Below are 14,300 nucleotides of genomic sequence, written 5' to 3' on the forward strand. Positions count from 1 at the left end.
AAAAAATCATCCCCTGGAGAAAGGAGGTTTGTCATGGCCCGAAAAAAAATGGTGGAACTGGACCTGTTTGCGGAACAGGAACCGGCAGCGGAACCGGAAAAAACGGCGCCCGCTGCCCCTCCGGAGAAGAAATCCCCTGCCTCCCTTCCCCAAAAGCCCTTTGTCACCAACCTTTCTCCCCGCTACACCTTTGACAATTTCGTGGTGGGGAATTCCAACCGGTTTGCCAAGGCGGCGGCCATGGCCGTGGCCAACAATCCGGCCTTCGCCTACAACCCCTTCTTCCTGTTCAGCGATTCCGGACTGGGCAAGACCCATCTGATGAACGCCATCGGCAACCAGATCCGGAAGAATCATCCGGACATGAAGATTCTCTACATTTCCAGCGAAACCTTCACCAATGAGCTGATCGAGAGCGTGGAGCACAACCGGCTGGAAGCCTTCCGGGAAAAATACCGGAGCATCGACGTGCTGCTCATCGACGACATCCAGTTCCTCCGGAACCGGGAATCCACCCAGGAAGAATTTTTCCACACCTTCAACACCCTAGAAAAGGCCAACAAACAGATCATCATCTCCAGCGACCGGCCTCCCGCCGAACTGGACACCCTGGAAGAGCGGATGATCAGCCGGTTCAATTCCGGTCTCACCGCCGACATCCAGCATCCGGACCTGGAGACCCGGATGGCCATCCTCCAGAATCTGGCCCATACGGACAAGGTTCCCTTCCCCAATGATGTGATCCTGCTGATTGCCAGCAGCATTACCAGCAATATCCGGGAACTGGAAGGAGCTTACAACCGTGTCTGCGCTTATTCCACTGTGTCAAAAGAACCCATCACCCTGGAGCTGTGCCGCAGCGCCCTGAAGGAACTGAATCTCCTGGACACCCCCCAGTTCGTCACTGTGGATGCCATCCAGCAGCAGGTGGCGGACCATTTCCGGCTCCACCGTGCTGAACTGATCGAAAAGAAACGGACCCGGCGGGTGGCGGTACCCCGGATGATCGCCATTTACCTGACCAAGGAAATGGCCGGTCTTTCCCTGAAGAAAATCGGGGAATGTTTCGGGGGCCGGGACCACAGCACCATCATCCACGCCTGCGAAAAAATCCAGAAAGACCGGCAGGAGGACCCGGAACTGAACCGGGAAATCGATGCCCTGATCCTGGAATTGAAGAATCGGACGCCCTGACAGGATGATCCGAATCCGGTCTGAAATATTCCATCAGTGTAACCTTCGTCCCTGCTCTCTGTACAGGGACGGAGGTTTTCTTTTTCTCTCCTGCAGGACTTTTCCACAGGCTTTCAGCCTTTTCCACACCCTGGAACCCCCATTAAATGGGCTTATCCACATAGTTATCCACACCTGTGGATAACTTTCAGTGGAAAACTCTCCTCCCTGTGGAAAACCCGAAAAGCCCCATTCCATGCCGTTTATGGGATTTTATCCCCAGAGTTATCCACATGTCCACTGGGAGTGGGGCTGTTGCATGAGCAACAGCCCCGTCAACGGTCAGCTGTCAATTGTCAACGGCCGCTGGCAGCTGACAGTTGACAATCAAAAGATATCCACACCCCCCTGCTCTCTCTCCGGCCCCATTCCATGGGCTTATCCCCAAAGTTATCCACACCTGTGGATAACTTCCGGTGGAAAACTCCCTTCCCTGTGGAAAACCCGGAATCCCCTGTTCCGCCGCCTTCTTTCCTCTTTTTCCCGGGAAGTTATGCACAGGAACCGGACAAACTGCCCGGAATATGCTATACTATATCCATACAACCTTTGGAACTCACCGGTTCCTGTTCCGTACAACGTTGCCGGAACATTGCAGGACACCGGTTGTCTGGAAACCGCTGGAACTTCAGCGGTTTTCTTCCTGTTCCGGAAATCTACAGCATATTGAGGGATGTCCGCCATGATCACCATCAAAGATTACGCCAAACAAAAAGGGGTTTCCTATGAAGCCATCCGCAAACAGATCAAACGGTATGAGAACGAACTGGAAGGCCATCTGGTCAAACAGAACCGTTTCCTGATGCTGGATGACGAAGCCGTCCAGTTCCTGGACAGCAAGCGTTCGGAAAACCCCGTCATCGTCTATGAACAGAACAAGGATGAAGAACTGGAGCAGCTCCGGCACGAAAACAAGGTGCTGCTGATCCAGATGAATACCGTCCAGGACCAGCTGGGCAAAGTCCAGCAGAAGCTCATTGCGGAAATGAACACCACCAAACTGCTGACCCAGGAAAAAGTCCATTACCTGGAATACAAGGCCCAGTCCGAACAAAAGGAAATCCAGCTGAAAGATCTGGCCCGGGCCCGAGATGCCGCCCAGGCCAAAGCCGACCAGCAGGAAGCGGTGCTGCGGCTGAAAGAACAGCAGATCGGCGCCCTGTCCGCCGCCAAGGAAACGGCGGCCGCCAGCCTGAAAGCCGCTGATGAACGGATCGCCCAGGCGGAAGCCCGGGCCAAAGCGGCGGAAGAAGAAGCCTCCCGGCTGAAGAACCGCAGTTTCTGGGACCGTCTGTTCAACCGCTGATCCATGCTTCTCAACAGGGAGTTATCCACAGCTGTGGATAACTCCCTGTGTATAACCTGCCTTTTGTGGATAACCGGAACTGCCCATGGTACGGCCCCGCCGGCAGGAACTGACAGAAAAGTTATCCACACTGTCCACAGGTTTTTCCACAGGAGCGGCCTGTTTCGTGATATAATGAAGTCTCTATTAAAGAATAAAGGATGGATCGGATATGATGACGAAGAACCTGGCCCAGATTTGGGCCGAAATGCTGGCTGCCCTGTCCGCCAGTTTTGAAGGCAGAAGCTGGAAAATCTGGCTGGATGCCGCACACCCCCGTACCCTGGAGGAAAATACCCTTTCCCTGGATGTACCCAACGATTTCACCAAAAACACCCTTCAGGAAAAATACCTGCCCATCATGGAAGAAAGCCTTTCCCAGATCTGCGGAAAACCCATGAAGGTCCAGATCGATGTGGTGGAAACCGCCAAGGAAGGGCCCTCCCTGTTCCCGGACGCACCGGCCCAGCCTGCACCGGAACCGGCGGCAGTCCAGCCGGAACCCCAGCCGGCCGCCAAACCCGCCCAGGAATTCGATTCCCATCTGTCTCCCAAATACACCTTCGACAATTTCATCCGGGGCAAATCCAATGAGGAAGCCTTCAACTTCTCCATGGGGGTGGCCAACGCGCCGGCCAAAAGCTACAATCCCCTGTTTCTCTACAGCGATCCCGGCCTGGGGAAAACCCACCTGATGAACGCCATCGGCAACTATATCCACAAGAAATTCCCCCAGATGAAAATCCTCTACACCTCCAGTGAAACCTTCACCAACGAACTGATCGGCGCCATCCAGCACAACACCAACGAAGCCTTCCGGAACAAATACCGGAACATCGATGTGCTGCTCATCGACGATATCCAGTTCCTGCGGAAAAAGGAATCCACCCAGGAAGAATTCTTCCATACCTTTGAAGCCCTGAAACAGGCGGACAAGCAGATCATCATCTCCAGCGACCGGCCGCCCAAAGAACTGGACACCCTGGAAGAACGGCTCACCAGCCGGTTCATGCAGGGGCTGATCATCGAAATCAACCATCCTGATTTTGAAACCCGCAGTGCCATCCTCCGGAGCATGGCGGAAAAAGACCATCTGGAATTCCCCCTGGAAGTGATCCAGCTGATCGCCACCAATGTAAAGACCAACATCCGGGAACTGGAAGGAGCCTATACCAAAGTCCATGCCTTCGCCAACCTGAACCATCAGCCGGTGACCATGGAACTGGCCCGGAAAGCCCTGAAGGATCTGGATATGGGCAGTGCCGTGGACAAGGTGATCACCGTGGAAGCCATCCAGGAGCTGGTGGCCTCCCGGTACAAGATCCGGGTGGAGGATCTGAAAGCCAAGAAACGGACCCGTTCCATCGCCTATCCCCGGCAGATCGCCATGTATCTCACCCGGGAACTGACGGACCTTTCCCTGCCCCGGATCGGAGAGTGTTTCGGGGGCCGGGACCACACCACCGTCCTCCATGCCTGCGACAAGATCTCCGAGGACAAGAAAAATGACGCCAATCTGGAGCGGCAGCTGGCCAAACTGGTGGAAGACCTGAAGAAATGATGCTCCAGTTATCCACAAGTTGTGGATAATCTTGTGTATAACTTGTTGGTAATTTTGTGGATAACACGGAAAGTCCCTGAAAAAGTGGATATGTGGATAAGTGAAAACCGGTTATCCACAGAGTTATCCCATCGGTTCCCACAGCCTGGAATGGGCCTGGACGGACTTTTCCACATACCCACAGGCCCTACTACGAAGACTACGAATTTTTATAATTTCATCGTTTTAGAAACAAGGAGGTACTGTCATGCAGTTTTCATGTGAAAGCAAAGAACTGGCTCAAAGCGTCAATATCGTGAAAAGAGCCATTTCATCCAGCAATAACGCACCGATCTTTTCCGGGATCCATGCCATTCTCCAGGGAAACACCCTGCAGTTGATTGCCATGGACAATACCTATATGATGAACAAGAAACTGGACGTAAACGGAGAGGAGGACGGCGAACTCCTGATCCCCGCCAAGGCCATCGGGGATCTGCTGGCCCGTTTCGATCCGGACGAAGTGCTCACCGTCCAGCAACTGCCCGGTGAAAAAGAAATGACCCTGAAAGCCGCCAAAGCCCGGGGCCAGTACCACATTCCCCTGATGGATCCGGAAGAATATCCGGCCATGCCCCTGCTCCAGGGGGACCGGACCCTGCAGCTCCCGGAAGAAATCATGGGAAAGCTGATCTCCACCACGGTTTATGCCTGTTCCACCGATGCCAGCCGGCCGCTGTACACCGGGGTCTATCTGGAAAAGTCCGGACAGCATCTGACGGCTGTCGGGACCAACACCCATCGGCTGGCCATCAAGGAAGTGGAACTGCCGGAAGGGGATGACAGCGAATTTTCCATGCTGATTCCCGCCCGTCTCCTGAAGGAAATCGGCAGCAACCTGAATGGAGAACTGCCGGAACCGGTGGTCCTGACCCTGAAAGAACGGCAGATCATGGCCCAGGTGGGAAGCTTGACTATTATTTCAAGCCTGATTGAAGGAAAATTTCCTGATTACAAACGACCCATTCCTCCGTCCTTCAGCAACCGGACGGTTTTCAACCGGGTGGATATGGAAAAAGCCATCCAGCGGGTCTCTCTGTTCTCCCAGTCCGATTACAACATTGTCCGGCTGGCCATCGATGCGGACGGAATTACCCTGTCTTCAGCGGTCAGCGACATGGGCCAGGGGAAGGAAATCATCGCCTGCCAGACGGTGGGAGACAACCTGCCCCTGAACATCGCCTTCAATTCCCGGTACATGACCGATTTCTTCAAGAACTGCGGCACGGACCGGGTAAGCCTGGAAACCAACCAGTCCCTGTCTCCGGCCCGGCTCATGCCGGAAGGGGATGAGAGCTATACCTATATCCTGACCCCGGTACGGGTTATTTTCTAATGCGGCTGGAAAACCTGCGGCTGCTCCATTTCCGGAACTACGAGCAGGTGTCCATCCCTCTGGGACATAACATAACTATTTTTTATGGAGACAATGCCCAGGGGAAAACCAACCTGCTGGAAGGCATCCATACGGCGGCCCGGGGATTTTCCTTCCGGACACGGCATGAGGAGGAACTGCCTTCCTTTGGGGCGGAGGAATGGGCGGCGGAGCTCCAGTACCGGGACCGGTACGGCTCCAGCCGGCTGCTGGTGAAACGGTATCCGGTACGGGGCCGGATGAAGAAGGAAAATCTGCTGAACGGGAACCCGGTCACCCCCCGGGAACAGTACGGGCTGGTGAACCTGGTGCTGTTCACTCCGGATGATCTCCAGCTGGTGAAGGGAGATCCGGCTCTCCGGCGGAAATTCCTGGATATGGAAATCGCCCAGGTCAGTCCGGTGTATTATGACCTGCTGGCCCAATACAACCGGGTGCTCCAGCAGCGGAACCGGTTCCTGAAACAGTGCCGGGACCGGGAAAAGCTGGAAGAAGCCCAGCTGCTGGTATGGGACGGAGCCCTGGCCCAGCTGGCGGCGGGAATCCTGGACCACCGTCTCCAGGCTCTTTCCGGGATCCTCCAGGCGGCCCGTCAGGTGTATGACGGCATCACCGGCACCCAGGAAGCCCTGACCCTTTCCTATGTGCAGAAGCGGGGGGACGGGGAAGAAACCGTAAGGGAAAACCCGGGGCCCGGCGCCTGGGAAGGATTCTACCGGGAACAGCTCCGGCTGCGGCACCGGTTGGATTATCTCCGGGGCTACACCAGCCTGGGGCCGCACCGGGACGACCTGGAAATTTTCCATGAAGGCAGGCCTCTCCGGGCCTACGGATCCCAGGGTCAGCAACGGACGGCGGCCCTGGCTCTGAAACTGTCCGAACTGGAATTCATCCGGTCCGTCCGGGAAGAATATCCGGTGTTGCTCCTGGATGATGTGCTCAGTGAACTGGATCAGCACCGGCGGGAAAAGCTTCTGGGCTTCATCAACGGAACGGTCCAGACTTTCCTGACCGTCAATGACCGGCATCTGGCACCGGTGGACGGAGATGTGGCCGCCTACCGGGTACGGGAGGGCCGGCTGGAGGAGACCCCATGAAAGATTCCGAACTCCTGATCCTGAAAGTGATGAAGACCCCCAGAGCCCGGCAGCAGTTCCTGCTCCACTGGCTGAAAAGCCACTGGGCGGAGATCCTGGGCCATACGGCTGCCAACCATTCCCAGCCCTACCGGCTGGAGGACGGGGTCCTGTACGTCCATACGGACAACCCCATGTGGTCCAACCAGTTCCACATGATGCAGGGAAAACTGCTGGGACAGCTGAACCGGAAACTGGCCCCCTCCCTCCAGGGGAGGAAACGGATCATCCGGGAACTGAAGTTCTACCATGGGATCATCCAGGAGGAACTCCGGCCAAGGAGCGAAGAGGGTCCTTTCATGCTCCAGCGGGATGACAAAAGACGCTGTCCGGTATGCGGTGTCCCCCTGATCGGGACGGAGGAAATCTGCTCCGCCTGCCGGCGGAAACAGCAGGAAGCCCTGCGCCGGGAAATCCGGAAACAGCTGGATCTCCGGCCCTGGCTCTCCTATGAAGATTGCCGTGAACTGGTGAATTGTGATAGAATAACATTTACTGACGTGAAGGCGGTGCTGGAAGAATGGGCCCTGAACCGGGCTCTGGACCCCGGATCCACTGCCCGGGAAAAGGCATTTGCCGTGATGCTGGAAACCGGTCTCCGTCCGGAGCAGCTTCCGGAGGAAACCATCCGGCAGACCCTGGAAAAAGCCAGAAGGAGCCGTTATTATGTACCTGCACGTAGGAAATAATTATGTGGTGCGCTGTGACGAGATCATCGGGATCTTCGATATCCGGAACAAACGGACCAACATCTACCGTTTTTTCCTGAAACCCAGACTGGGAACGGATCAAGTCATCGACCTGACGGGGGATTTCCCTGCGGCCAGCTGTGTGGTGACCCGGGACAAGATCATCCTGTCGGGGATTTCCAGCAGAACACTGCGCAAGCGATAAATTCGGGAGGTTTGTATGGCCAAAAAGAAACAGACGATTGAAGAGGAAATTGCCGTCCATGGCGATTACGGGGCGGAACAGATCCAGGTCCTGGAAGGCCTGGAAGCCGTGCGGAAACGTCCCAGTATGTATATCGGCAGCATCAGCGGCCGGGGGCTGCACCATCTGGTGTATGAAGTCATCGACAACAGCATCGATGAAGCCCTGGCCGGCTACTGTGATCATATCCGGGTGATCATCCATCCGGACAACAGCATCACCGTTACGGACAACGGCCGGGGGATCCCGGTGGAAATGCACAAGGTGGGGAAACCGGCCATCGAAGTGGTCATGACGGTCCTCCATGCCGGGGGCAAGTTCGGAGACGGGGGCTACAAAGTCTCCGGCGGGCTCCATGGCGTGGGGGTTTCCTGCGTCAATGCCCTGAGCAAAAAGATGGTGGTGGAGGTCAAGAAGAACGGGAAGATCTACGGCATCGAATTTTCCAAGGGCAAGACCACCCGTCCCCTGTATGTGAAGGGAGAATGTCCGGAAAACGAAACCGGCACCAGCGTCACCTTCTGGCCCGATGATACCATCTTCACGGAAACGGTGTACAGCTATGACACCCTGAAACACCGGATCCGGGAGCTGGCTTTCCTGAACAAGGGCGTGAAGATCCAGCTCACCGATGAACGGAGCGGCCAGGATGAAGTGTTCCATTACGAAGGGGGCATCGTCTCCTTTGTGGAATTCGTCAACAAAGGGAAGGAACCTCTCCATGCCAAACCCATTTACGTGGAAGGGGAACGGCAGGATACCATCGTGGAAGTGGCCATGCAGTACACGGACGCCTACACGGAAAACATCTACACCTTCGTGAACAACATCAACACGGAAGAAGGGGGGACCCATCTGGCCGGGCTGAAGCAGGCCCTGACCCGGTGCATCAACGACTATGCCCGGAAAAACAGCCTGCTGAAGGACAACGAGGACAACCTGTCCGGGGATGACGTCCGGGAAGGGCTCACCTGCGTCATGAGCCTGAAGGTCCGGGAGCCCCAGTTCGAAGGCCAGACCAAGACCAAGCTGGGGAACAGCGAGGTCCGGGGCATCGTGGACAACATGGTGACCGAAGCTCTTACCGAATACTTCGAGGAAAATGCACCGGTTGCCAAAAAAATCGTGGAAAAAGCCATCATGGCCAGCCGGGCACGGTCTGCAGCCAGAAAAGCAAGGGACCTGACTCGCCGGAAGTCGGCTTTGGAAGTGAGCAGTCTGCCCGGGAAACTGGCTGACTGTTCCAGCAAGAATGCGGCGGAAACAGAAATCTACCTGGTGGAAGGGGATTCCGCAGGGGGCAGCGCCAAGCAGGGCCGGGACCGGAATTTCCAGGCCATCCTGCCTCTCCGGGGGAAAATCCTGAACGTGGAAAAAGCCCGGCTGGACAAAATGCTCAACAGCCAGGAGATACGGGCCATGATCACCGCCTTCGGCTGCGGCATCGGGGATGAATTCGACATTGCCAAGGCCCGCTACGGGAAGATCATCATCATGACCGATGCGGACGTGGATGGAGCCCATATCCGGACTCTGCTGCTGACCTTCTTCTATCGGTACATGAAGCCTCTGATCCAGAACGGGAACGTGTTCATTGCCCAGCCGCCCCTGTACCTGATCCGTACCGGCAAGAAGCACACCTATGCCTACAGCGATGAGGAACTCCAGCGGAAACTGGATGAAGTGGGCCGCCAGAACAATCCCTATGTCCAGCGCTACAAAGGCCTTGGGGAAATGAACCCGGAACAGCTGTGGGAAACCACCATGGATCCCAGCAAGCGGACGGTGCTCCAGGTGCAGCTGGAAGATGCGGCCACGGCAGATTCCGTATTCTCCGTACTGATGGGGGACAAGGTGGAACCCCGCCGGCAGTTCATCGAGGAAAACGCCGGCAAAGTGACCAATCTGGACTTCTAAGGAGCCGCTTATGACCATGGAGATCCAGCTTCCCCAGGGGAAGCTCCAGTGGAGCCGGACGGGAGGGCCGCTCCTTGTGGTGGTGGCCGGGGGACGGCGTCCGGACCCCCAGTGGCTGCGGAGGGCGGCAGAGGGACTGCCGGTGGCCGCGGCGGACCGGGGCGCGGACCACTGCCGGGCAGCCGGCCTGGTGCCCGGATTCCTGTACGGGGACCGGGACAGTGCGGCGCCGGGAGCCTGGGAGGAATTTGCCCGGAAGGGAGCCCGGGTGAAGACCTATCCGGTGAACAAGGACGATACGGACCTGTCCCTGGTGCTCCAGGACATCCCGGGAAACCGGACGGTGCTGGCCACCGGCATCTGGGGAGGACGGGCGGATCATCTGTTCGGCAACCTGTACACCCTGCTGGCCTATGCCAGAAGGGGTGGCAGTGCTTTCATGGCCGATGACCAGGAAGTGCTGTGCTACCTGCTGCCGGGAGAGGGGCTGCGGTTTACCTCTGGGAAGAAACGGCCCCGGGCGGTGAGCCTGCTGCCTCTGACACCTTCCTGCCGGGTGAGCATCACCGGGGTCCGCTGGCCCCTGGACAACGCGGAACTGACCCAGGCCAATCCCTATGCAGTCAGCAATAAGATGACGGAGCCGGCACTGAATGCCTTCTGCCGGGAGGGCATCGCCGGCGTCTATTTCACCTGGAAGGAGTAGATCCCATGCTGGAATTCCATTGGCAGGACCTGATTTTTCTTTTGGCCGCTGGTTTCATCGGCTCTTTTGTGGATGCAGCGGTGGGCGGCGGGGGCCTGATCACCCTGCCGGCCTTTATGGCCACCGGCATCCCTACCCCCTTTGCCCTGGGGTCCAACAAGCTGGCCTCCTCCATCGGAGCGGTGACCAGTTTCTTTACCTTTGCCCGGTCCGGGAAAGTGGACCGGAAGATCCTGAAAATGATGCCCCTGTCCTTCCTGGGCAGTGCGGCCGGGGCCTGCATCGCCTCCCTGCTGCCGGAACACCTGCTCCGGTACATTGTGGTGGCGGCCCTGGTGGGAGTGGCTCTCTATACCTATCACCGGAAAAACTGGGACGGGGTCAATGAAATGACCGAAATGACCCGGTCCGTAGTCCTGGGCATTGCCGCCATGGCCTGGTGCCTGGGTATGTACGACGGCTTTTTCGGTCCCGGGACAGGTTCGTTCCTGATCTTCGGATTTTTGTATTTCGGTTATAACTTCGTTACCGCCGCCGGGAACACCAAGGCCCTGAACCTGGCCAGCAATCTGGGAGGGCTGCTGGCCTTCCTGCTGCTGGGCCGGGTGTATCTGGCCTATGCCCTGCCCATGGGGCTGGTGGAAATCCTGGGCGCCCGGCTGGGAGCGAAGATTGCCATAAAAAAAGGTGTGGGATACATCCGCACTTTGTACCTGGTCATGACTGTGCTGCTGATCGGCAAGCAGGTCCATGACCTTTTCCTGAAATAACAGACGCGTCGGAAAGACGCAGGAAGGAAGCGTGAGAACGTGGATGATCAGCAGAATGACAAGCAGACCATCTCTGCCGGCAAGGTAATCCCCGTCTATGTGGAAGATGAGATGCAGAAATGCTACATCGACTACGCCATGAGCGTCATCGTCCAGCGGGCCCTGCCGGATGTGCGGGACGGTCTGAAGCCGGTCCACCGCCGCATCCTCTATGCCATGAACGAGGCAGGGATGCTGCCCAACAAGGCCTATAAAAAAAGCGCCCGTATCGTGGGCGATGTTTTGGGGAAATACCATCCCCACGGGGATTCTTCGGTCTATGACGCCATTGTGCGTCTGGCCCAGGATTTCTCCACCCGGTATCTGATGGTGGACGGCCACGGGAACTTCGGTTCCGTGGACGGAGACCCGGCCGCTGCCATGCGGTACACGGAAGTCCGGATGGGGAAAATCGCCGTGGAGATGCTCCGGGACATTGAAAAAGATACAGTGGATTTCATCCCCAACTACGATGAATCCCTGAAGGAACCCACCGTGCTGCCGGCCAAGGTGCCGGCCCTCCTGATCAACGGATCCGCCGGGATCGCCGTAGGGATGGCCACCAACATTCCGCCCCACAATCTGGGAGAAGTGGTGGATGCCTGCGTGATGCTCATCGACCATCCGGATGCCACGGTGGAACAGCTGATGACGGCCGTAAAGGGGCCGGATTTCCCCACCGGGGCCAAGATCCTGGGCCTTTCCGGGATCCGCCAGGCCTATACCACAGGACGGGGCGTGGTGAAGGTACGGGCCAAGACCCATGTGGAACCCATGCCCAAGAACAAGAACCGGATCGTGGTGACGGAAATCCCCTACCAGGTGAACAAGGCCAAGCTCATTGAGAACATCGCCCATCTGGTCCAGGACAAGACCCTGGAAGGAATCACCGACCTGCGGGATGAATCGGACCGGAAGGGCATGCGCATCGTCATCGAACTGCGCAGCGATGTGGTTCCTGAGATCATGCTGAACAAGCTGTACAAACACACCCAGCTCCAGGATTCCTTCGGGATCATCATGCTGGCCCTGGTGAACGGCCATCCCCGGATCCTGAACCTGAAACAGATCCTGGAATATTATCTGGACCACCAGAAGGACGTCATCACCCGGAAATGCCGGTATGAACTGAAAAAAGCCAAAGAACGGGCCCATATCCTGGAGGGCTTGAAAATCGCCCTGGATCACCTGGACGAAGTGATCGCCACCATCCGGGCCAGCGCCAACGGGGAAGTGGCCAAGGCCGCCCTGATGGAAAAATTCGGGCTCAGCGACCGGCAGGCCCAGGCCATCCTGGATATGCGTCTCCAGCGGCTGACCGGCCTGGAACGGCAGAAAATCGAGGACGAATACAAAGAAGTCATGGCCACTATCGCCTATCTGGAAGATGTGCTCAGCGATGAACACAAGATCATGGGCATTGCCCGGGAAGACCTGCTGGATGTGAAGAAACGGTTCGGGGATGCCCGCCGGACTTCCATCGTGCCGGATACCGGGGACCTGGAAACCGAAGACCTGATTGCGGAAGAAGACGTGGTGATCACCATCAGCCACCAGAGCTACATCAAGCGCCAGGCACTCACCAACTTCCGGAACCAGAACCGGGGCGGCCGGGGCATCAAGGCCGGCAGCGGCAAGATCGTGAAGGAAGACAACAAGGTAAAGGGAGACTTCTCGGAACATCTGCTCATGGCCAGCACCCATGACAACATCCTGTTCTTCACCAACCGGGGACGGGTGTACCGGCAGAAGGGATTCGAGATCCCGGAAGCCAGCCGCACCGCCAAGGGCACTTTCATCCGGAATCTGCTGCCTCTGGAAGAGAACGAAAAAGTCAACGCGGTGATCGCCGTAAAGAGCGGCATCAGTGAGGACGAGAAGAAGTTCCTGTTCATGGCCACCAACCTGGGCTATGTGAAGCGGACCAGTGTCAGCGAATTCAAATCCGCCCGGAAAGGCGGACTCATCGCCATCAACCTGGGCGAAGGGGAAGAACTGATTGATGTGAAGCTGACCAGCGGACACAATGATATCCTGCTGGCCACCCGGGACGGCTACGCCATCCACTTCCTGGAAGACGATGTGCGGCCCATGGGCCGGACCAGTCATGGGGTGCGGGGCATCAGCCTGCGGCCTCACGACAGCGTGGTTTCCATGGACAGCTGTGTGGATGATACGGGAGAAGTGCTGACGGTAACCGACAAAGGGCAGGGAAAACGGACGGACATCTCCGAATACCGGGTCCAGACCCGGGGCGGCAAAGGCATCATCAACCTGAAGGTGACCGACCGGACCGGCCTGATCGTGGGTTCCAAATTCATCAACGAGACCCATGACATCATGCTGATCTCTGCAGCGGGGATCATCATCCGGATGAACGCTGCCGATATTTCCACCTACGGACGGAATGCACAGGGCGTCAAGCTCATGGATCTGGAAGCAGGGGACAAAGTGGCCGCACTGGCCATCGTGAATACGGTCAGCGAGGACGAGTAAGAAGAGGGGGTGTTGCACGTCCTGTGCAACACCCCCTTGCTTTATCCCGGAACCCTGTGGATATCCTGTGCACAAAGGAAATCGGAGGACTGGATATTGTGGGGTGAACAGGGATTTGCACTATATCTGGGACTTACCCACAAGGTTATCCACAGGAAATGTGGATAACCTTGGCGTTTTTGTGGATAAGCCTGTTGATAAGTGGAAAACTTGACGGGACAGATCCCAGGACTTATCCTGTAAGTAAAGCCGGCGGGCCAAACCCGCTGAAGGAGGACATACTATGGCAGAACTGAATCAGAAAGCCGAAAGCTTCAAGCGTTTTGTAGAAAAGAAAGATCCCAAAGCCTTTGTGGTGGATCCCATCAAAGACGATCCGTTCCATACGGTGGTGTTCCGGTCTCATCTGGATGTGGAAGGTACCCCGCTCCAGCTGATCGTGGTGCTGGATGACAGCGCCTTCGGAGTGATCCGGGTCCTCCTGGCGCCCAAAGCCCTGAAGGAAGGGAACAAAGAGGCACTGCTGGAGATGCTGAACCGGTACAACAGCAACTACAAGGCCTTTAAATTCTACCTGGACAAGGAAGAATCCCTGATCATGGACACCTGCGTGATCTTCCGGGAATCCCAGGTGGACGGGAACATGATGTATGGTCTGTTCCAGATGATCAGCAGGGAACTGGACGAGAAGTACAAGGACATCATGAAAACAATCTGGGAATAAAAGCTGTCAGCTGACAAAAAAGGTTT

Annotated in this window: 12 protein-coding genes; all 12 read left to right on the top strand. The window is 56.8% G+C overall.

The window, feature by feature from the left end:
- Positions 1-33 precede the first annotated feature (33 nt).
- Positions 34-1,194: a chromosomal replication initiator protein DnaA gene (gene dnaA, locus ACFER_RS00010; RefSeq protein WP_012937402.1), complete on the top strand. Its 1,161-nt coding sequence runs from the start codon at positions 34-36 to the stop codon at positions 1,192-1,194.
- A 721-nt stretch (positions 1,195-1,915) separates the two neighbouring features.
- Positions 1,916-2,539 (top strand): hypothetical protein, encoded by a 624-nt coding sequence (locus tag ACFER_RS00015; RefSeq protein WP_012937403.1) that lies wholly within the window; start codon positions 1,916-1,918, stop codon positions 2,537-2,539.
- Positions 2,540-2,750: 211 nt separating this feature from the next.
- A complete protein-coding gene (gene dnaA, locus ACFER_RS00020; RefSeq protein WP_012937404.1) occupies positions 2,751-4,139 on the top strand; it encodes a chromosomal replication initiator protein DnaA in 1,389 nt (462 codons plus the stop codon).
- Positions 4,140-4,386: 247 nt separating this feature from the next.
- Positions 4,387-5,514, top strand: coding sequence for a DNA polymerase III subunit beta (dnaN, locus tag ACFER_RS00025; protein WP_012937405.1), 1,128 nt, complete (start codon positions 4,387-4,389; stop codon positions 5,512-5,514).
- Entirely contained in the window at positions 5,514-6,650 is a 1,137-nt protein-coding gene (gene recF, locus ACFER_RS00030; RefSeq protein ID WP_012937406.1) for a DNA replication/repair protein RecF, read from the top strand. The genes dnaN and recF overlap by 1 nt, the downstream gene beginning before the upstream one ends.
- Positions 6,647-7,378 (top strand): DciA family protein, encoded by a 732-nt coding sequence (locus ACFER_RS00035; protein WP_012937407.1) that lies wholly within the window; start codon positions 6,647-6,649, stop codon positions 7,376-7,378. The genes recF and ACFER_RS00035 overlap by 4 nt, the downstream gene beginning before the upstream one ends.
- A complete protein-coding gene (gene remB / locus ACFER_RS00040) occupies positions 7,356-7,583 on the top strand; it encodes an extracellular matrix regulator RemB (RefSeq protein ID WP_012937408.1) in 228 nt (75 codons plus the stop codon). Before ACFER_RS00035 ends, remB begins: the two co-directional genes overlap by 23 nt.
- 15 nt (positions 7,584-7,598) lie before the next feature.
- Positions 7,599-9,539 carry a DNA topoisomerase (ATP-hydrolyzing) subunit B gene (gene gyrB / locus ACFER_RS00045; protein ID WP_012937409.1) on the top strand — a complete coding sequence of 647 codons (1,941 nt, stop codon included), beginning with the start codon at positions 7,599-7,601 and terminating at the stop codon, positions 9,537-9,539.
- A 10-nt stretch (positions 9,540-9,549) separates the two neighbouring features.
- Positions 9,550-10,245, top strand: coding sequence for a thiamine diphosphokinase (locus tag ACFER_RS00050; RefSeq protein WP_012937410.1), 696 nt, complete (start codon positions 9,550-9,552; stop codon positions 10,243-10,245).
- Between the two features lie 5 nt (positions 10,246-10,250).
- Positions 10,251-11,015: a sulfite exporter TauE/SafE family protein gene (locus ACFER_RS00055; protein WP_012937411.1), complete on the top strand. Its 765-nt coding sequence runs from the start codon at positions 10,251-10,253 to the stop codon at positions 11,013-11,015.
- A 39-nt stretch (positions 11,016-11,054) separates the two neighbouring features.
- Positions 11,055-13,550, top strand: coding sequence for a DNA gyrase subunit A (gene gyrA, locus ACFER_RS00060; RefSeq protein ID WP_012937412.1), 2,496 nt, complete (start codon positions 11,055-11,057; stop codon positions 13,548-13,550).
- Between the two features lie 283 nt (positions 13,551-13,833).
- Entirely contained in the window at positions 13,834-14,274 is a 441-nt protein-coding gene (locus tag ACFER_RS00065) for a type III secretion system chaperone family protein (RefSeq protein WP_012937413.1), read from the top strand.
- The last annotated feature ends 26 nt before the right edge of the window (positions 14,275-14,300 follow it).

Source organism: Acidaminococcus fermentans DSM 20731, from assembly GCF_000025305.1.
Taxonomy (GTDB): Bacteria; Bacillota; Negativicutes; order Acidaminococcales; family Acidaminococcaceae; genus Acidaminococcus; species Acidaminococcus fermentans.